The 19,350-nt window shown below is 50.1% G+C and carries 18 protein-coding genes and 1 pseudogene; 14 read left to right on the forward strand and 5 right to left on the reverse strand.

Annotation, left to right across the window (positions count from 1 at the left end; all coding sequences use genetic code 11):
• Positions 1 to 30: 30 nt before the first annotated feature.
• From AC0VZ8_RS10385 to AC0VZ8_RS10395, 3 genes and pseudogenes are all read left to right on the forward strand, one after another.
• Positions 31 to 1,650, forward strand: coding sequence for an extracellular solute-binding protein (locus AC0VZ8_RS10385; RefSeq protein WP_475486785.1), 1,620 nt, complete (start codon positions 31 to 33; stop codon positions 1,648 to 1,650).
• A 328-nt stretch (positions 1,651 to 1,978) separates the two neighbouring features.
• Positions 1,979 to 2,062: pseudogene (locus AC0VZ8_RS10390) on the forward strand (ThuA domain-containing protein); the annotation flags it as partial.
• Between the two features lie 29 nt (positions 2,063 to 2,091).
• Positions 2,092 to 3,174 (forward strand): Gfo/Idh/MocA family protein, encoded by a 1,083-nt coding sequence (locus AC0VZ8_RS10395; protein WP_475487671.1) that lies wholly within the window; start codon positions 2,092 to 2,094, stop codon positions 3,172 to 3,174.
• Here the strand turns inward: AC0VZ8_RS10395 and AC0VZ8_RS10400 are convergent.
• The 3 genes from AC0VZ8_RS10400 to AC0VZ8_RS10410 all read right to left on the reverse strand — a co-directional run bounded on the left by AC0VZ8_RS10400 (position 3,169) and on the right by AC0VZ8_RS10410 (position 5,716).
• Complete coding sequence (locus tag AC0VZ8_RS10400; protein ID WP_475486786.1) at positions 3,169 to 4,143, reverse strand: hypothetical protein; 975 nt, start codon at positions 4,141 to 4,143, stop codon at positions 3,169 to 3,171. The two genes, AC0VZ8_RS10395 and AC0VZ8_RS10400, sit on opposite strands and share 6 nt — an antisense overlap.
• Positions 4,144 to 4,389: 246 nt before the next feature.
• Positions 4,390 to 4,962 carry a redoxin domain-containing protein gene (locus tag AC0VZ8_RS10405; RefSeq protein ID WP_475486787.1) on the reverse strand — a complete coding sequence of 191 codons (573 nt, stop codon included), beginning with the start codon at positions 4,960 to 4,962 and terminating at the stop codon, positions 4,390 to 4,392.
• Between the two features lie 85 nt (positions 4,963 to 5,047).
• On the reverse strand, positions 5,048 to 5,716 hold the full coding sequence (locus AC0VZ8_RS10410) for a Crp/Fnr family transcriptional regulator (protein WP_475486788.1): 669 nt from the start codon (positions 5,714 to 5,716) through the stop codon (positions 5,048 to 5,050).
• A gap of 217 nt (positions 5,717 to 5,933) precedes the next feature.
• On the opposite strand from AC0VZ8_RS10410, the gene AC0VZ8_RS10415 reads away from it, so the two are divergent.
• From AC0VZ8_RS10415 to AC0VZ8_RS10425, 3 genes are all read left to right on the forward strand, one after another.
• On the forward strand, positions 5,934 to 7,532 hold the full coding sequence (locus AC0VZ8_RS10415; RefSeq protein WP_475486789.1) for a cobyric acid synthase: 1,599 nt from the start codon (positions 5,934 to 5,936) through the stop codon (positions 7,530 to 7,532).
• 192 nt (positions 7,533 to 7,724) lie between these two features.
• Entirely contained in the window at positions 7,725 to 8,597 is an 873-nt protein-coding gene (locus tag AC0VZ8_RS10420) for a hypothetical protein (protein WP_475486790.1), read from the forward strand.
• Positions 8,598 to 8,620: 23 nt separating this feature from the next.
• Positions 8,621 to 8,860 carry a glutaredoxin family protein gene (locus AC0VZ8_RS10425; RefSeq protein ID WP_475486791.1) on the forward strand — a complete coding sequence of 80 codons (240 nt, stop codon included), beginning with the start codon at positions 8,621 to 8,623 and terminating at the stop codon, positions 8,858 to 8,860.
• A gap of 163 nt (positions 8,861 to 9,023) precedes the next feature.
• Here AC0VZ8_RS10425 and AC0VZ8_RS10430 read toward each other — a convergent pair whose 3' ends face one another.
• Positions 9,024 to 9,962, reverse strand: a complete 939-nt coding sequence (locus AC0VZ8_RS10430) for an NAD(P)-dependent oxidoreductase (RefSeq protein WP_475486792.1) — start codon at positions 9,960 to 9,962, stop codon at positions 9,024 to 9,026.
• Positions 9,963 to 10,291: 329 nt separating this feature from the next.
• Here AC0VZ8_RS10430 and AC0VZ8_RS10435 point away from each other — a divergent pair, with 329 nt between their 5' ends.
• Genes AC0VZ8_RS10435 through AC0VZ8_RS10460 form a run of 6 tightly spaced genes read left to right on the forward strand, consistent with a single transcriptional unit; the run spans position 10,292 to position 14,531 of the window.
• Positions 10,292 to 10,507, forward strand: a complete 216-nt coding sequence (locus AC0VZ8_RS10435) for a hypothetical protein (RefSeq protein ID WP_162487678.1) — start codon at positions 10,292 to 10,294, stop codon at positions 10,505 to 10,507.
• A gap of 24 nt (positions 10,508 to 10,531) precedes the next feature.
• Positions 10,532 to 11,212, forward strand: a complete 681-nt coding sequence (locus tag AC0VZ8_RS10440; RefSeq protein ID WP_475486793.1) for a hypothetical protein — start codon at positions 10,532 to 10,534, stop codon at positions 11,210 to 11,212.
• On the forward strand, positions 11,209 to 12,408 hold the full coding sequence (locus tag AC0VZ8_RS10445; protein ID WP_475486794.1) for a glutathionylspermidine synthase family protein: 1,200 nt from the start codon (positions 11,209 to 11,211) through the stop codon (positions 12,406 to 12,408). The genes AC0VZ8_RS10440 and AC0VZ8_RS10445 overlap by 4 nt, the downstream gene beginning before the upstream one ends.
• Complete coding sequence (locus tag AC0VZ8_RS10450; protein WP_071223775.1) at positions 12,409 to 13,083, forward strand: hypothetical protein; 675 nt, start codon at positions 12,409 to 12,411, stop codon at positions 13,081 to 13,083. It begins immediately after the preceding gene.
• Positions 13,080 to 13,472 carry a DUF350 domain-containing protein gene (locus AC0VZ8_RS10455; protein ID WP_071223777.1) on the forward strand — a complete coding sequence of 131 codons (393 nt, stop codon included), beginning with the start codon at positions 13,080 to 13,082 and terminating at the stop codon, positions 13,470 to 13,472. The genes AC0VZ8_RS10450 and AC0VZ8_RS10455 overlap by 4 nt, the downstream gene beginning before the upstream one ends.
• Positions 13,473 to 13,508: 36 nt before the next feature.
• Positions 13,509 to 14,531: a potassium channel family protein gene (locus AC0VZ8_RS10460; protein WP_071223778.1), complete on the forward strand. Its 1,023-nt coding sequence runs from the start codon at positions 13,509 to 13,511 to the stop codon at positions 14,529 to 14,531.
• A gap of 152 nt (positions 14,532 to 14,683) precedes the next feature.
• Here AC0VZ8_RS10460 and AC0VZ8_RS10465 read toward each other — a convergent pair whose 3' ends face one another.
• Positions 14,684 to 15,640, reverse strand: coding sequence for a GntR family transcriptional regulator (locus AC0VZ8_RS10465; protein WP_071223780.1), 957 nt, complete (start codon positions 15,638 to 15,640; stop codon positions 14,684 to 14,686).
• A 149-nt stretch (positions 15,641 to 15,789) separates the two neighbouring features.
• Here AC0VZ8_RS10465 and AC0VZ8_RS10470 point away from each other — a divergent pair, with 149 nt between their 5' ends.
• Entirely contained in the window at positions 15,790 to 16,311 is a 522-nt protein-coding gene (locus AC0VZ8_RS10470; RefSeq protein ID WP_071223782.1) for an HPP family protein, read from the forward strand.
• 770 nt (positions 16,312 to 17,081) lie between these two features.
• Positions 17,082 to 19,340: a hypothetical protein gene (locus tag AC0VZ8_RS10475; RefSeq protein ID WP_475486795.1), complete on the forward strand. Its 2,259-nt coding sequence runs from the start codon at positions 17,082 to 17,084 to the stop codon at positions 19,338 to 19,340.
• Positions 19,341 to 19,350: the final 10 nt, after the last annotated feature.

Here is a 19,350-nt window from a genome sequence, read left to right on the forward strand (position 1 = left end):
ATTAAAAATAATAATTGGGGGAATGGTTGAATGGGAACAAACCATGCAAAGCGGAGACATCGCTTCAAACTGGCTGGCGTCATCATGCTGGCCGCAATCCTGCTGTTGAGCCTGGCGGGCTGCAGCGGCGGCAAGAAGGAGGACGCCAAGACGGATGCCGAAGCCGCGTTTAACAAAGAAGGTCTGCCGATTGTCAATGAGCCGATAACGCTGGACGTGCTGACCGTTCGCTGGGGCAACATGGGGGATACGTTCCTTCAGAACCAGTGGCTTAAGGATTTGGAGAAGGAGACGAATGTCAAAATCAATTGGCAAATCATGTCCTCCAATGATTGGGGCGAACAAAAGTCCATCATGCTGGCGAGCGGTACGCTGCCGGATATTATTTTCGGCGATATCGTATTCAGCGATTCCGACATCGTGAACAACCTGTCTTATTTCCGCCCGCTCGACGACTATATCGATCAATACATGCCAAACCTGAAAGCGGCATTGGAAGAAACACCCGAAATGAAGAAGATGAGCACATTCCCGGATGGTAAAATCTACTCTTTGCCTGCGCGGCTGCCGTCAAGGCCGAAAGCATCGATCCAGCCGATTATCAACAAAACATGGCTGGATCAGCTCGGCCTTGATATTCCGGACAACACAGATGAGCTGTACGAGGTATTCAAAGCGTTCAAAGAAGGAGATTCGAACGGCAACGGCAAGGCCGACGAAATTCCGGTCAGCGGATCGGGGAATATCAGCATCGATCTGTTGAACCCGTTCGGCATCACGGACATCAACGGAAACAGCATGATGGTCATCGATAACGAGCCCGTGTTCTACCCGGTGACGGAGAATTATAAAGAAGCGATCAAGTGGGCGCATAAGCTGTACGCCGAGGGCCTCATAGACCAAGAGATCTTTACGCAGGACAGCACCATGTCCACGGCGAAGCATCAGAACCCGGATGCGGCGCTGATCGGCTTCTCAAACCAATGGGTGCCGGACGCGGTGTTCGGGAAGTGGAAGGATCAATATATTGCAATTCCGTCCATCGCCGGACCTGACGGGAACAGGTATCAGGGCGGCGAGCCGCAGGGCATGAGCCTCCGCAGAAACGAATTCCTCATTACCACGTCGAACAAGTACCCGGAAATTTCGGCTCGTTGGGCGGACCAGTTCTATACCAATGAAGCGAGCATCCAAAATTTCTGGGGAGCCATCGGCACGGTGATTCAGAAGAACGACGACGGAACGTTTACGCTGATGAGTCCGCCGGAGGGAACGAGTGCGGATGCCTGGTATTGGGAGCAATCCGTAAGGGATTTTGGACCGAAGTACGTAAGCCCGAGCTTCGAGAAAAACATCATTCTGGATGAGACCACGGGCGACGGCTTGAAGCTGGTCATCGACAAGCTGGGCAGCGATTACGTAACGACGCCGTTCCCGAACGTCATGTACAGCGCCGAAGAATTCCAGGAGCTGCCTACGCTGACAACGGATATCGATGGTTATGTCGGCACGACCCGCGCGAAGTGGATATCCGAAGGCAATATCGATGCGGAATGGGACGCGTACGTTAAAAAGCTGAACGATATGGGACTGGAGCGGCTGGTACAAATCCGCAAGGAAGCCTATCAGCGGTATATCAGTGTCAAATAGGGATTGACGGCAATCGTCATGAGCTGCCCCGCAGATCGATATGCTGCGGGGCAGTAACGTTTCGAACGATGACGAAACTGTGATTTATTTATACGATCAGCTTCAACGGAGAAGGCGGAATTGTTTTGGAGAAGCGAAGCGTGCCCCCGAAAGCTTTCCAACGGAAAGCTCGCATCGAAAGCATATACGATCCCCGGATTTCAACATTATTTATTTCATTCCGAAAAATCCGGGGGTAACAGGGATCGGAAAAACTATCCGAATTCGTAGTGATGAATGGGCAATGTTATCAATCTACAGGAGGCAACCATGCGAAACATAAGTCACGGTGTGGAATGAATATCGGCATGAGAGACATAATGAACTGGTAGCCAGCATATATCCGAACGGCATATTCATACTAGTGAGAGATAAGATATATATACAAGGAGTGTATCGATGATGAATCAATTTCGAATCGGCTTAATTGGATTGGGCGGGATGGCGCAAGAGCACATCCGCTGGATGAATGCAGAGAATGTCTATCAGTTCGTGGCCGTGAGCGACGTCAATGGGGAAGCGGTGGTCCGAGTAGGCGATCAGCTGGGAATTGAGGATGGCAAGCGATATGCAGACTTTAAGGATTTAATTGAAGATCCGGACGTCGATGCCGTCATTTCGGTTACGCCTAACAACGTGCACGCGGATATTATTAGAGCATGCCTGCAAGCGGGCAAGCCTTTTTTGGCGGAAAAACCATTTACGCGGGTGTTCGAAGAGGCAATCCCCTTGCTGGAGCTATACGAGAAACAGCCGGTTCCGGCCATGATCGGCTTTACGTACCGTTACACGCCGGCTTTTCGTTATGCCAGGGAACTTGTCCGAACGGGCAAACTCGGGACGATCCGTCACTTCTCCATTCAGTATTTGCAAGGGTTTGGCGTACCGAGCCAGCAGGTTCCCTACATGTGGAGATATAACAAAGCCGTCACGGGAACGGGAACGCTCGGAGATCTGGGATCGCATATGATCGATATGGCCCGATTTCTGTTTGGTGAATTTGAAGAAATTACGGCCCAACTGCATACCATCATTCCGGAACGCAGGGACCCGGTATCGGGAGCGATGGCCAAGATCGAAGTCGATGATTTTGCCAGCTTCCAGGCACGGATGATAGATGGCATGATGGGCGTGTTCCAGACGTCGCGCAATGCCTTCGGTTCAGGCAATCAGCATGAAGTATCCATTTACGGCGACGACGGCACGGTCCACGCCAGCACATTGGATCCGGAACGGGTGGTATGGATTCGTGAAGAAGAGCCCGGGCAGCTCGCCAGAACGACAATGGAGGTGCCGCAGCATTGCAAAGTCAAGCAGTATGCCGATTTTGCCGGGCTATTACGGGGAACGCCTGCCGACGGGATCCCTGGATTTATGGACGGGTACCGGAATCAAGAGGTGCTGGATGCAGTCGTTAGGGCACATGAGACCAAAGCGGTGGTAGAGCTTCGGAATCATGGCCAACGGATCCAGAGCAAGTCATAACGTATTGCCCATCCAGATATACAGCGCCATCAAAGTGAACAGAAAGAGGCAAAAGTTAACGCTTACAAATAACCCGCGAAGTAACGCGGAGCGGTGGAATTGAAATGGAGTTTTAAGCTCCCCCGTCCCTTCGATCAGGAACAGGATCAGTACTGTATGAATGATCGTATGGCCTATGACCTCCTTGTAACCGAATACAAGGCTTGTCATAATAAAAATGCCAGATACCAGGAGGGCGGTGAATCGGCTCATGATACCCACGATAAATGCCCACGCCAGCCCTATTTCGATAAACGCGGTGATTAGGACGAAATTCTCAATGGTAAAACCGAAGGTAGGAAGCCCGTAGCTGCCCATTACAGAGCAAGCCAGTTCGGGGATGGTCAGTTTTTCCATGGCAAGCCAAGCGAGGGACATGCCCGTGCATATGTACATGACGGGGGCAGCCGTTCTTTTTATTGGAGTGCCGCTCACAAACAGATAATACACAATACCGAGATATATCAAATAATCGATGGAATGAAACATACCGTAGGTTAATGAAGCTTGCAGATAGAGCAAGAATAGGATGGCACCACTCACCGGCAGTGTGCGCCTATAGAGCAAGCAGGCTGCGGCGGCGGAGAGACCGAGGATAATCCACATGGAATTGGTTCTGAACTCGGGTGCCAGATACGAGCCGCTCAGAAGCTGCAGCACCAAGCCGATGGCCAGCCCAATGCGCAGGATGACTTCGGTATGGGGCCTTAGCCTGTGCAGCCATTGATGAACTTTCATGACCGGCCGCATCTTCCCCAGCGGATCGTGGAAGATGCATGTGAGCAATAAGATCAACAATGTAAACGCTAACCAAAACAGGAATGTCAGCGTAACGATCCGGGGAAAGGGCAGGGGGACCCATTCAAAGTTATCCGTAAACCATTTGACATGATTATAGATGTTGCTAATCTTGGAGAAATGCATTATCATTCGATCAGTTCCTCCCTTAACCAACTCTAGTCACCTATCCAAGATAATACAATGTTAGATAAAAAAGTATATTATTGGATGAATATATCCCTCATTATGAAAATATTATCCCTTAAGAGTATTCAAAGGCAGCCTTTGACCTTATCGTTATAGCTTCAGTAAACAAGCCGATCCATCCGGATCGGCTTGTTGTTATGTCTCATGCTATGAGTTCTTTTTACTGCTGAAAACGACTAAAAGACAGGCTCAGCCCAACTTAGGAAGCTGTGTTCCGCCAGCATAACGCTCAATGGTTTCGTAAGGCAGATGATCGGTAATCAGGGGACCGTAATGCGCGATTCGTATGATGCCGTCCTCGTCCAACACAAACTCTGCCGGAATCCGATTGAAATTTGAACCTTCTTCCGGCGTCAGCTTGAAACCTGCCGCTTCTGCTTCATCCGTGAACTGATGCACATTCGGGTGAGCTAAGGTGGCTTGTGTCTTGGCTACCGAGGTCTCGACCCCATAGAGAGAGTAGAGCTCCGCACTTGGATCGGCAATAAGAGGAAACGGAGCATCTTGCTGACCGACATGCTGCTGAAGGGCTGTATCCGGTGATTCAAAAACGCAAATGACATCCAGATGACGCTGCTGCCACTGAGGATATCGCTGAATAAACTGGTGCACCCTCAGATTGCATAGGGCACAGGCAGCGTTGCGAAAAAAAGCGAGAAGTAATTTACGTCCGCGATAAGCTTCCAGTGAAATCATATTTCCATTTGGATCTACGTTTTGGAATAACGGAGCATAATCTCCGGGTTGAAGCATGTTGTTCATTTTGAATTCCTCCTGGGTTAACGGTATATAGGCGTGAGGCCTATTACCAATGTAGCAGGGAGGACTTCATTGCTCTGTGACTAGGTCACATAGCAGCTTCTGTTAGACAGGCTCGGTTTATTATTTTCACCCAGCCTCTTCCTGTCTCCAGCCATCCTTTCTTTTGGAACTGGCCCAGCGTACGGGAGACGACCTCTCTTACGGAGCCAATGTCATCCGCAAGCTCTTGGTGGGTTGTGCGCACCAGCGGATGTTCATCCGAGCTGATGCGCAGCAGAGTCCTGGCAAGGCGCTGCTCCAGCGGTAATGTCTGTCTCTCCTGAAGCATGTTTGCCATCCGCAGTGTTCCATCAAGCAGACCGCCAAAAATAGCGCTGCGGATGGGTTCATACACCTGCAGCCAGCGGAGGAAGCTGTTTTTCAGCACATACAAGACCTCGACCTTGGACTCGGCAATCAGAGTGCCCGGATAGTCCTGGCCGCTTAGCCCACTAAGTACGAGGAGAGAGCAGACTTCTCCGGCTGATAGGATGTTTAATACCGATTCGTTGCCATCTTCGTTGATGATCGTGATACGGGCCGATCCGCTGATGAGGAACATGCCATAGATCGCGGCATCCTCTCGTTGAAAGATTCTCGATTTGGCTTCAAAATGTTTGGTAAACGGATTAGCTTGAATCCATTCTTCCCGTGGTACGACTTTCAAATAAGGGAAGATGTCGGTTATCTGCTTATCATTCAATTCAGGCTTCATGATGGGTTTCCGCCTTTCGGTAATCATGCACGGATATGCGAAACTGCTATTCTATATAGTTAACATTTCGGCCTGACAAAGTTCAAGCGAATTTATCCGGATTTCATCCGGAAGGACTCCTTTGGCGATGGTTTGCTATAATGATATGAGCAAGCGGTATAGGTCAGGGAAAAGGGTGAGGAAGATGAATGAAACAGAATACATAAGGGATACACCCATGAATATCAGGAAGAGGCAAGGAGCGATACTCATGCTGCAGGGCACCGCTTCGGATGTAGGGAAAAGCATCGTCACAACAGCGCTATGCCGCATATTTCTACAGGATGGTTATCGCACGGCTCCATACAAATCGCAAAATATGGCTCTTAATTCCTATGTGACCCTGGATGGCAAAGAGATCGGCCGAGCACAGGGCGTACAGGCTGAAGCCTGCGGCATTGCCGCAACGACGGACATGAATCCGATTCTGATCAAGCCGATAAAGGACATGCATTCGCAAATCGTGATCCACGGCGTACCCCAAATGCAGATGAGTGCGATGGATTACCGGACTCTGTTCCTGCCGAAGGCTAAAGAGATTGTGCTGGATGCACTGGATCGACTGCGGGAGAGCTACGACATCGTTGTTATGGAGGGGGCGGGAAGTCCGGCGGAGATCAATCTTAAGGACCGGGACATTGTTAACATGAATTTGGCAGGCTGGGCGGATTCACCGGTTATTCTGGTTGCCGATATCGATCGCGGAGGTGTGTTCGCTTCCATAGTAGGTACGCTTGAACTGCTTGAGGCCCATGAGGTGGCCAGAGTCAAAGGATTTATCATTAACAAATTCCGCGGGGATCTGGCGCTGCTTCAGCCGGGACTGGACTGGCTTGAAGAGCGGACAGGTATTCCCGTGCTTGGCGTACTCCCTTATATACAGGACATGCGGATCGAGGCTGAGGATTCGGTTGTGCTGGATGAACTTCAGAATCAAAGACTGGAACAACGAGACCTCGATATTGTCGTGATCCGGTATCCGCGTATTTCGAACTTTACGGATGTTGATGCGCTGCGCATGGAATCGGACGTTGTCGTTCGCTTCGTCCAATCGGCGGATGAACTTGGAATGCCGGACGTCATTATTTTGCCTGGCACCAAGGATACGATCAGTGACCTTGAATTCCTCCAGGATCGAGGGCTGGCCGATGCGATTTTGAGCCAGACGCGGCAGCGGGATGTGCAGTTGGTTGGCATCTGCGGAGGATATCAAATGCTGGGCGAGCTGCTGTCGGATCCGCATGCGGTCGAAGGGAGCGTTCGGGAAGCGAAGGGGCTCGGCCTGCTGCCGATTCAGACTTCCTTTTTAAAGCATAAAAGGACCGTTCGGGTGAAAGGGAAGTTGTTACAGGAACATTCGCTGAGGTTCGTTGTCTCGGATACAGAAGCGGATTCGTCGATTACGGCATATGAAATCCATATGGGCGTGAGCGAATGGAGCGCCTTGTCTGGCGGCTCAGGACACCGCCCGCTTTTTTCGATTGAAGCGGATGGCACAGATGCTATAAAGACGAAAGAAGATATTCAGCCGCATATTGAAGGGACAGCTACTTCGGATGGCCGCATATGGGGCTGCTATCTGCATGGCTTGTTTGACAATGATGACTTTCGCAGATCCTGGCTGAATGGCATTCGGGTGAAGAAGGGGCTTATTCCAATTATGGAAACGTTCAAAGCAGTAGAGCGCAAATTCGCGGAATTTGATCGTGTAGCGGACGTCGTTCGTAATCATGTGGATATGAAAAAAATATATGAAATCATCGGTTGCACCCATTGAATGATAAGGAATGCATCCGAACATTCGGGTAATAATGATGAAGAGGAAGATAACACCATGCAGGCGGCATGGTGTTATTTGCATGGAGCGAACAGAAAAAAGTTGATTAATTATAGGATAGGGGGGTATACTAAATATACAGACGGAAGATCATTCGTCTTGCAGTATATTCGATGATTGGAGTGATAGCCCATGTTGAATAGGAAGGGCACCATACTAACCTTAACGGGCATACTTGCTTTTGGATTGTTGACAGCATGCGATAACGCGAAGATGGCTCCCGATGCGGGCGGCCATGGCGGGAATCATGAAAAGGAAAATGAAAGCCAGGAAACGAACGGGCACGGCGAACACGCTGGCGGGCATGAAACGGCCTCAGATCATTACAACGCTGCGTTTACATGGAATGAACCGGTAAGAGCAGGCGCCGAATCCGAGCTGACGATTCGAATTACGAATCAAGACGGTGGACCTGTCCAGGACTTTGATGTCAATCATGAGAAGCTCCTGCATCTGATCATCGTGAATCGCGATTTGTCTTTCTTCGAGCATATTCATCCGGATTACAAGGAGAATGGCGTATTTACCGTGAACACGACATTCCCGGCTGGCGGCGACTATAAATTGTTTGCAGATTTTGTTCCTAAGGGTGCTGCAGGGGCCACGCTAAGCGAATGGGTTCAGATTGAGGGAGAAGCAGGGGAATCTTCGGCGATTCAACCGGATTCCAGCCTAATCAAACAAGTGAACGGCAAGGAGATTGAACTGAGCCTAAGCAATACGTTATCGAATGAAGAGGTTGTGCTCGCCTATCATATTCAGGATGCCAAGACAAAGCAAGGTATCAACAATCTGGAGCCTTACCTGGGCGCAGTGGGGCACGTGGTCATTCTGTCCGAAGACGCTGAGCAGTACATTCATGTACATCCCCTTGACGAACGGAGCACAGGACCTAATGCGGAATTCGCCACTACCTTCCCACACAGCGGTATCTACAAAATCTGGGGACAATTTCAGCATCAGGGTGAAGTGATGACCGTGCCTTTTGTTGTTGAGATTAAATAATTTTCGCATAAGGAGTGATCGATATGACAGAATCATTAAAAATCTATACCATACCCACTTGCAGCGACTGCCATCATGCCAAGCGTTACTTCAAGGAGCAGGAGGTAGCGTATACGGAGTATGATTGCACACAGAACCCGGAATATCCGGAAGAAGTACGACGTCTGACAGGAAAGCAGATTGTACCTACGATCGTTATTGGTGATAAGGTATTTATCGGATTTGCCGATAACTTTCAGGAGATCAGGGAATTGATTAAATAATAAGGGTGCATGGAAATGGAAAAGAAGCATGGATCGTTCCCGAGGGAGGATCCATGCTTTCTTTTGCAGGTGAGGAGCCAAAAAGTATCGCCTTAGACTAGTCAGTAAGCATAATGCTTCGTTGCATGCTAGCCCCATGCCGCTAATCGCTCCCTTATGCCTATCAAGACGATGGGCGCTTACGGATCAGTTCAATCACGCTGGCGAAGTCGTCCCCTCCATGTCCATCTTCCACCCGGCGTTTCATCAGCTCGAAGATCGGTGTGAATGTCTCGGGGCTGACGCCTTGTACCCTGCTAACCTCCCCGATGGTGTCGTGGGCGGCCTGCATCGCCAGGCTTGCATCCTTGGCGGAGTAATCACCGGAATCGATCTGCTTCGCCATCTCCGGCATGGTGGACATCATGGCTTGCAGAAAAGGCATCAGCAGCGTCGTCGTGAAGTCCAATGCCTTCACGCCTTCGGTGCCCACAAGCGCCACCGCATGGATAAAGCCCCCGAACATACCGTACATTCCGCTTAGCAGTGCCAGGTCATTCAGTGGGGCAAGCGCAGGATCGGATCCTAAATAGTGACTTGTACCTAAGCTGTCCAATACCTGTTTATAATTATCGTAAGCTGTCTTCGAACCGCTGTAGAGGATAACGGCATGAGGCGTGGCGATCAGGGAAGGGACGGCCATGATGCCGCCATCCAGATACCCGGCGCCATGGTTTCTCATCCATGTCCCCATCGTGCGGGCCTCTTCGGGAGTACCGGTTGTCAGATTTACGACAACCTTGCCGGAAAGCTTCTCCTTTATGGGTTCCAGAATATGGCGGGCGGCATCATAATCCAGTACGCATATAATCAAGAGGGGGCTGGCGGCGATGGCATCTGCGATTTCCGTAGCGCCGGAGGCACCCAAGCCTACAAGCTCAGCGGCTTTTTCAGGTGTGCGGTTCCAGACTGTAGTGACATATCCGCTGTGCAAGAAGGTGCGGGCCAGCTTGGAGCCCATGGAGCCTAATCCGATCACGGTTACTGAAGGAAGGATGGAGCTGTTTGCCTTCGCATCGTGAAGATGGTTAACGTTTGATGATCTATCAAGATTTGCATTCATCGGTAAAACCCCTTTCTGGACTGGAATGATACCGATTCTAAAGTATGACACTAGTGACAATGTCAAGACAGATCATCATCATGAAATTTGATGCTACACCTAATAAAACGTAAAAAATCAGGTACTGTGCGGCCAGAATGTTCGTTTTCATCAATTTTTTAATGGTAATTCGCAGGTGTAAATAATCAGAAGCAGTGTTATTATATGGGTTGCGTCTTTTGGAAAAGATCGCTGGGCAAGCGTCGATATCCCATCGTAGATTTTTTGAAACGATTCGGAATATAACACGTATCAATACTCACTGCTTAGATGGAAGGGGTAGACACACAGTGGATAATGGGATGAACGTCATTTTGTTTGAAAAGAGGCCGGACGGTGAGCTGATTCAGATTGAAGAGCGGTCATGGACGATGAACATGGTTGCTGCACTGGAGCATGTGAATTATATCGTTGTTGGCGGCCGGGAATATGAAACGATTGAAGGCAGATTAAGTGTAGACACGGGTAAACTTGAGCTTCTGCTCGTTCCGATGCGGAACGATTAATTCTGTCCGAAAGGAGAAACCATCTTGAGTAATGAAAAAGACAAAAAAGATCAGCCTGCATCCAAATGGCTGACGCCGGAAGGCAAACCGATTCGGGTCTTGTCGAGCTCGCTGGGCATCGCCTTGCTGGCAAACGCATTTCTGGTATCCGGCGCAGCAGCGAAAGACCTCGCTTCGGAAGCGGTTACCTCATCCGAAGAGCCGCAGCTGGTGTCCTGGTCAACAGAAGAAGTGAAGAAGTATTTTGACAAGAATGTTGATTGGAACATTCCGTTTCCTAGCGAGAAGGAATTCCAGGAAGAGCCGGTAGAAGGAGCCGCTGCAGGATCAGGTTCGGGCGGCGGAACAACGGTCGTCAATAACTACGGCGGGTACAATTCCGGCTTCGGCTGGGATGATTTGCTGCTCTATCACATGCTGTTCAACAATGGTTCGTATTATTCATCCAGCGGATGGTACAATAATCATCGCGGTTATTATGCGAATAACGGCAAGCCATATAAACCCCGCACCTATTCAAGCGGTACGTTCCAGAACAAACCGGTGGTGAACTCCAACGTCCGTCCTAAGACCTCAACGTCATCTTCGGGGACGATTACGCGTCGTTCCACGTCGTCGAAGTCCGGGGGCATTGGCGGTAAATCCAGCGGGTTCAGCTCATCGGGTTCGAAATCCAGCTCCAGATCCGGCGGTTTTGGAGGATGAGTCACGACAGCGTATTCACCGTATCGGGACTGCCTGACCCCAATCGGGAGGGACGCGTAACGGAGCTCGCGGAGCTCGGTTTTACCTGGGCGGATTTGGAAGGGGAAGCCTACTGGATAGACCAGCTTGTCACCATACGCCAAGAGACCTATCGTGAGCTGGAAGAAGCGGCTGCATTATTATGGGCCATGCTGGACAAAACCGTCCGTTACATTCATCGCAATCATTATATATACAGTTTAATCGGCATTCCGCCCGTCCTGTGGCAGATGCTGGACGAATGTCCCCTGCCGGAGGAGGGATTGATCAGCCGGTATGCCAGGTTTGATTTTGCTATTGCCCATGACGGCAGCATCAAGCTGCTGGAGCTGAATGCGGACACGCCGACAGGCTATGTTGAGGCTTCCATTGCCACACCGTGGATGTGCGCTCAGGCCGGCATCTTCTCTCCCAACGAACGGATGCAAGAGCTGGTCGCACAAGCGTGGGGAGTTGAGCGTCCGGATACGGCCGCCTGCATCGCTTACGGCGAGCATAAAGAGGACTCCGGGACGATCGAAGCATTGGTCCGGCACAGCGGGCTGGATATCCGGCTGGTGGATTGTCTTGATCTGTGGGTGGACGAAGGCATGCTGAAGGACGGGGATGGCCGGGAGATTCACCGGATGTTTGCCCTATATCCGAAGGAATGGATGTCCGTCGATGATGGCGGAGATGCGCTTGCCTATGCCATCGAGACAGGACGACTGCAGCTGTTCAACTCGCCGCACAGCATTCTGCTGCAATCCAAAGGACTGCTTGCCGCCATGTGGGGGATGTACGAGCTGGGCCTTTTGTTCGATGAGAAAGAACGTGAAGCGATCGTCAATTATATGCTGCCGACATACAACAAACCGGTATTCTCCGGCAACTTTGTATCAAAGTCGATGTTCGGCCGCGAGGGTGGTTCAGTTAAGCTGTACGACCAGGCCGGACAGCTCGAGGTAGAGGATCAGGACGGGTATGATACAAGTGTCATGTTTCCGACGGTCTATCAGCGGAGGGCAGACCTGGCCCGCGTCGAGACGGCGGAAGGCGAATTTCATTTACTGACAGGATTGTTCGTCCTTAACGGAATCCCTTGCGGTTTGCTGGGACGGGCGGGCGGTTTGATTACGGGTAATTCCAGCCATTTTATCGCAATGGGAGTGAAATAAATGCAGTTGAAACAAAAAAGAAGGCAGCATGGCGGTGCTCCTAAGGGAAAGAGGAAACCTCCGGTTGTCCTGGCGGTAATGATCCTATCCCTCATGGTCCTGGCGCTGAGTGCATGCTCAGGCAATGGGTCGACGGTATTCCACACCGGATCGGAGGAAGTATCCTCAACCTCTGCTCGCGTGCCTTGGGACTACCGGATCATTGAAGGGACCGTTGGCGATTTAATTGGCGGCGATATGACCGTCCTGCCGGACAACGAGCTGCTGCCAAACGATAACAACTATGCTACCGGGGACAAAATTTGGACGCTTCAATTCATGGATGCGGAGCTTACCACGGATGCGAATCAGCGCAATGATATCCGATTATCGTCTTGGCAGACGATTAAGTCGTTTAAGGACAAAAAAACGGCGGAATCGGATTTAACCAACCTGAAAGTCACGGTTAAAACCGATGTAAAGCTGGTTGGGGTTTATAAAACTACGTATAAAAAAGACACCAGGCATTTTGCTGTCATCGAGCTGCCGACGGGCAATCGGATCAAGCAGCCGATCGATGAGAAGCGTTATGCCGCAATGGAGAAGAAGGACAGGGTTGATGTTGTATTGGAGGAAGTGCATGATTTCGCCGATTACGACTTGGCCTATGCAAAATTTCGGGGGTGGGCGGATTGACGGTCGTCATTAATATTGTTGTAAGTGTAATCTGCATTATCGTGCTTCAATTGCTGGGTATGTTGATTTTCAGCTGGATGACCCGGTTTAACGACATGGAAGAGCTGAAGAAGGGCAATGTCGCGGTTGGCCTTGCTTTTGGCGGCAAGTTTATGGCAACGGCCATTATTCTGGGCATATCCGCATATACGAATTCATCGATCTGGCACATGATGCTGTGGTTTGCCGTCGGGTATGTATGCTTGATTGCTGCCTATTGGGTATTCGAGCTGGCTACGCCGGGCATTCGAATTTCCGAGCATCTGCAAAAGGGGAACGTAGCGATCGGCATTCTGCTTGCGATGGTGTTTATCGGTACGGCCTTTGCAATCAGCAGCCTGATTATTTAGGTCTAATAGCACCATTTTCGGGAGGGGAGCAGGAACGTGCACTTTTTTCTAAGATTATCTTTGAAAATGATGCGTCTGCGTAAAACAACGATCAGCGTGATTGTAGTACTGTTTGTGGTGCTGTGCTCGACCCTGGCATTTCTGCTGGAGCCGGAAACGTTTCACCATTGGTTTAACGCCTTTTATTGGGTACTTACCACGATGGCAACCGTAGGGTATGGCGATTATTATGCAGCTACCGTACCAGGCAAGATATTAACGATATTTATCTATATCTTTGGTATCGGGCTGCTCAGCTTGGTGATCGGCAAGGTGATTGAATCGTTTGGAAGCATGCAGCGGCAGAGAGGAGCGGGCAGGTTGAATTTTAAGGGTAGTGGTCATGTCATCATTATCAATTGGAGCAAAAAGGCACAATCCGCTATTGAAGAGATCCTGTTGTTTGCACCGGAATCAGATATTGTTCTCATTGATGAGCTCAACCGTCATCCGGTGGAGCATCTCGAACAGGTGCATTTTGTAAGCGGCGATCCAGCAGCGGATGACGTGCTGATGAGAGCCAACATCATGGAGGCCAAATCGGCCATTGTTTTTGCGGACGCCCGAATTGATGAATCGGCTCTCGTGGACGGCAAGTCGCTGTTGATCGTATCCAGCATTGAACGAATTGCGCCAAATGTACATACCACGGTTGAGATTGTGCAGGAGAAGCATGTTCAAAATTTCCGCTACAATCATGTGAACGAGTTTGTGCTCTCACATGATGCCGTGTCCCGATTGGCCGTACGCGCGGCGCTGCAGGAAGGAAACTCGGATGTGCTGATGCAGCTGCTTAGCCGCCAGCATGGCGATGATATTTACGAAGTGGCATTGGACCCTGCATGGAACACCTACGGCGATGCCTTTTTGGATCTGCTGCGGCAAGGAGCGACGCTTATCTCCGACCGCAACGACCTCAGCATTAATCGCAAGCTCGATGTGTCGATTCCGCGGGACGCCAGATTGTATGTGGTCTCGGACGAGGCGACCTATAAGCGGATTGCCGGCAAGCTTGCCTGAAATTGGGCCTTCGATCCGATGCCCGTGGAACGACACGGGCATCGGATTTAGTGATACCGGAATCCAGAAGTTTGAACATTCGGCACAGATAGAAATATCCAGCCCAACAACGCCCCCTGTTTATAACAGCGGGCGTTTTCGTGCGTTAAGATTCAGACCAACTCTCTCAGAACGCTCTCGCTGCTCTTCTCCAGCGTCATGGGAAACAGCTTCACTTTGCCTGGTGATAAGGTTCGAACCTCTTCATATGCGGCGTCAGATGCATAGATCAGATCGGATTCCTCGATCCGCTGCAGTAGGTCCTCCCGATTATCCAGCCCAGCCAAGCTGGCATGAACCCCCTCAATACCGGCTTCTCTCATACGGCTGGCCATCCACTGTGCACCTGCCTTACCCAAGCAAACAAAGCTGATACCACTTCCAGGTGCAAGCCGGGCAATATCGAGCAGGACCGATGTTTCCACGCTGGCGCCAATGACCGTTACTTTTTTGTCATATTTGCTGCACAAAGCCTTCACTTCGGTATCGTGGTTTAAAGTCGTGACGATGAGGTTTGAGTACTCCAGTGCGTCGAATATGGCTTGTGTTCCCGTCAACAGGTCCTCGAGAAATACCGTTTTCACTTCGGCACCCGTTATTTGCTCAATCGCTTTCTGATAAAAGGGAAAATCATGTTCCTTACATTCGATGAACAAAATACGCTGTTTCGTGTTCAGGACAGGCTCCTGCAGCAGTGTATAGGCGAGGGATGCGGCAAAGAACTCGCTCGCCGGGATGTTAACGGAGCTTAGCTCCTCCGTCGTTCGCTCTACCAGCGCGTGCATGATCTTTCTGCGAGTTCTAAGCTCCTCTACCTGTGCGTTGTTCAATACCTGCGTTCCTTTGCCTTTATGCATCGAGACGATCCCCTCATCCTTCAACTGGTTGTAGACCAGATTTACGGTGTTGCGGTTCAGTCCCAGCAGATCCGCCAGCGCACCGGCCGGAGGGAGCATATCGAATGGTTCAATCTGTCCAATACCAATCAACCACTTTAACTGCTCTTTAACCTGAGTACTGACATTAAGGGGGGCGTGCGGGTCGACACGAAGCATCAGTTTTTGCGGCATAATGAAACATCCTTTCCTAGTCAACTAGTAATTTAACTGTACACAATCATTCGCGAATTATCAAGAAAGGTATTGACATGTAGGGTTGGGATTCATTATTTTATATATAACTAAATAACTAGTTAATTATTAATATAGGAGGGAAATCAATGAAGGACCAGGCAGCAGCATATGTACAGAAAATGAAAGGAGGGGCTAGAAGTCCGTTGACCGTTCGTCCCATGAATATCGCCATTGGCTTTATCGGCGGCGCTGTTTCCATCGGATTGTTGGCTCTTCTGACGACACTTGCAGGGAGTGTTTGGATCATGGCACCCTTTGGGGCGAGCTGCGTGCTTGCGTTTGCGGTGTGGGATGCGCCGCTATCACAGCCCAGGAACCTCGTAGGAGGTCATCTGATTTCCACATTCACGGGACTCGTTACGCTTGAGGTTCTGGGGGACGGAATCTGGGCTATGGCCATCGGCGTGGGAGCGGCAATCAGCTTGATGGGGATAACCAAAACGACCCATCCACCGGCTGGTGCGGATCCTTTGGTTGTGATTATGGCTGGCAGCGGATGGTCATTCTTGTTTACCCCTGTGCTTGCCGGGTCCGTCATGATCGTGGTTGTGGCTCTGCTTGTCAATAATGCGGTGAAGGAGCGAAGATATCCGACTTTTTGGTGGTGAAGGCAGTTTTTTCTTTGATGAATAAACGGTAATCATGGTAACATCTTCAATCTCATATCGCCAATAACAGACTCGGATCTACAATGGACCGGGTCTGATTTATGTTATTCTGCCGCAGTTTTTAAATTTCCCAAACTAATTTATATACCACGATGCGGGGAGATCCAAACCGAAATCATAAAAAATAGGCGATACTTACCACTTGATCCCGAGTGTCAATTCTATAGAATATTACACAATCCCGGTACAGGACTCTATTCTCATTTTGTATAAAAGGTAAATATTGCCAAACCTTTACAGAATGCGGTTCTCAGCCGTTTTTTTATACGACTTTGGTATCAAATTTGTAATAACTATGGATAATGATGTAAAAATGACCGGAACTTTAGCAATTTTTTTGCGTTTAACCTTATGATTCACGAAAATTTTCTGAAAATCTTCGTCATATCGCTGCTTTCCTCAGATGGAATGAAGTCGTGCAGTTCCAGCCTTATTCGGACAGCGATGCTGTTCATTGCACACAACTAACATCAGGCTGTTAAGTTGTCAAATGACAGGGGTGAAGAGGCAGCGGTAAGTTTTATCGGGGGAAAAATGTGGAAGAGGTTTGTTTTACTTCTTTTTGACTATTATCGATATCGGAAAAGTTGGTAAAGAAGGAATATGGTATCGGGAACGCATCGGCTATAGAATGACGAGTATGGCTCAGTCGTCATGTGTCGGTGCAGCAACAAACATGTCATAGAAAGGGCAGGTGAGCAACGAAGACGATGAGCAGGCGAAAATGGTGGGTGATCGCAGCACTTTTCACTATAGTGCTTCTCTGCGGTGCCGCTGTAATTCTAGGATATCTACGGCCGTCATTAAAGACGTATGCGGATGCGGACGGCGTGAAAATGAAATTCAAAACAGAGGGAACCTCCTTTCTCGTATATGAGGATGACGAAGTTTGGAAAGAGGTTTTTGCCAAAGGCGTGAATCTGGGGGCAACCGTACCCGGACATTATCCCGGTGAGCTTCCGGCAACGGAGGAGGATTACCTTCGCTGGTTTAAACAGATTGATGACATGGGAGCGAACGTAATCAGGGTCTACACCGTGCATAATCCGGTCTTCTATTCTGCACTTGTGAAATATAACCGGGATAAAGGTGATGACCCCTTGTACTTCATGCAGGGCATTTGGTCACCGGAGGAGCAACTGATCGAGCGCAAGGATGCGTATGACGAAGAAATCGTCCAGACGTTCAAAGCGGAGATATCGAAGGCTGTTGCTGCTGTCTACGGCGATATCAATGTTGAGGCTAAGCATGGACAGTCGAGTGGCAAGTATAAGGTCAATGCAGGCAAGTACCTTATGGCCTGGCACGTGGGAACTGAGTGGGACCCAACCATGGTCGATAACACCAACACGGTACATAAGGATGTCCCTCGGTATGAGGGGTCCTATTTCTCGGGGACGAAGGACGCAAGTCCTTTTGAGAATTGGCTGGCATCTTTATTGGACCATACGGCTGCCGAGGAGCAGAAGTACGGATGGCAGCATCCGATGACATTTACCAATTGGGTTACAACGGACGTGCTTGAGCATCCGGGGGAACCGCTGTTTGAAGAGGACTTGGTATCTGTCGATGCAAGGCATGTAGAACCGGTGAACTGGGATGCAGGTTATTTTGCCGCATACCATGTGTACCCGTACTACCCGGATTTTTTCCGGACGGACAAAACGCTGCAGACCATTCCTGATGGTAATGGGGGTTACAACACGTACAAAGCCTACCTGCGAAAATTGAAGGCAGCTTTCGAAGATATGCCGATTATGGTCACCGAGTACGGCGTACCTTCATCCATCGGTGTTTCGCACCATGGTCCCGGCGGTAAGGATCAAGGGGGGCATGATGAAGCTGAGCAAGGCTTAGTTAACGTCTCGCTGACCCAGGATATTTACGACGAAGGTTATTCCGGGGCGATCCTGTTCATGTGGCAGGACGAATGGTTCAAAAAGACATGGAATACGATGCCTTTTGAAATACCGGCAGACCGCCGGGCATTCTGGTTGAATGTGCTGACGAATGAGAAGATGTTCGGCGTTCTTGCGATGCAGCCGGGCAAGGTAGAGCAGATCACGATCAACGGGGATCTCAGCGATTGGGATAAAGTTCCCGAAGGGGAAGTCAAGACCTGGTCCGGAACGGCACCGGGCGTCAAGAACATGAAGCTGACTCATGATGAAGCCTACCTGTATATCGGCATGGAACTGGAGGAGGCGTTTGATCCCGAACGTTCCAAACTTTTCATCGGAGCAGATACGATCCCTGGCGGCGACATCCCCAAGAAAGAATTGGCGGGACGAACGCTTACAGGTGGAGCTTTGGAAACTTTGATCCAGTTAGGTCAAGAGGATGAGTCCCAGGTAACCATTGCGCCATCCTACGATTTCCACAGCCGGTTGTACGGCAAAGAGGGGTATTGGATGCTGCCAGGAGAGGAAGCGAAGGGGACCAAGGACGATCCTGTGGTGTCCGGAGGTTCGTTTCATGCCTGGAAGCTGGCCATCAGCCTGCTGATGAATCCGCCAGATACCCGCTTCTCCCATCCGTTTGTGGATGAAAGAGTAGGGATGCTGAAACGGGGGACCAGCGATCCGCAATCTCCGGATTTTAATTCTCTAACGGCCTGGCAGTATCAAGACAGGTTCGTGGAGATGAGAATTCCATGGATGCTGCTTGGGTTCGGGGATCCGAGTTCGCTGCAGGTGCTGGATTACAGCCCGCTTCAAGATAAGCGTACATTCAGCACGATAACAGCGGAAGGGATCCGGCTGGCTCCGTGGATCGCGCAGCGATCTGAGAATAACGGGCAGTCAGCGTCAGGATCGGCAGAGTCCATCAACCTGGAGGAGATTGAACCTTATACTTGGGAACTATGGGAAGCGACCAAGTACAGTGAACGATTAAAACAAAGCTATTATGATATGCAGGACATATTCACCCGTCTGTCTGAAACGGAGCGGAAACCAGATGCTAAATAAAAGGAGGAGC

This window comes from Paenibacillus sp. QJM3NY_38 (assembly GCF_056173265.1).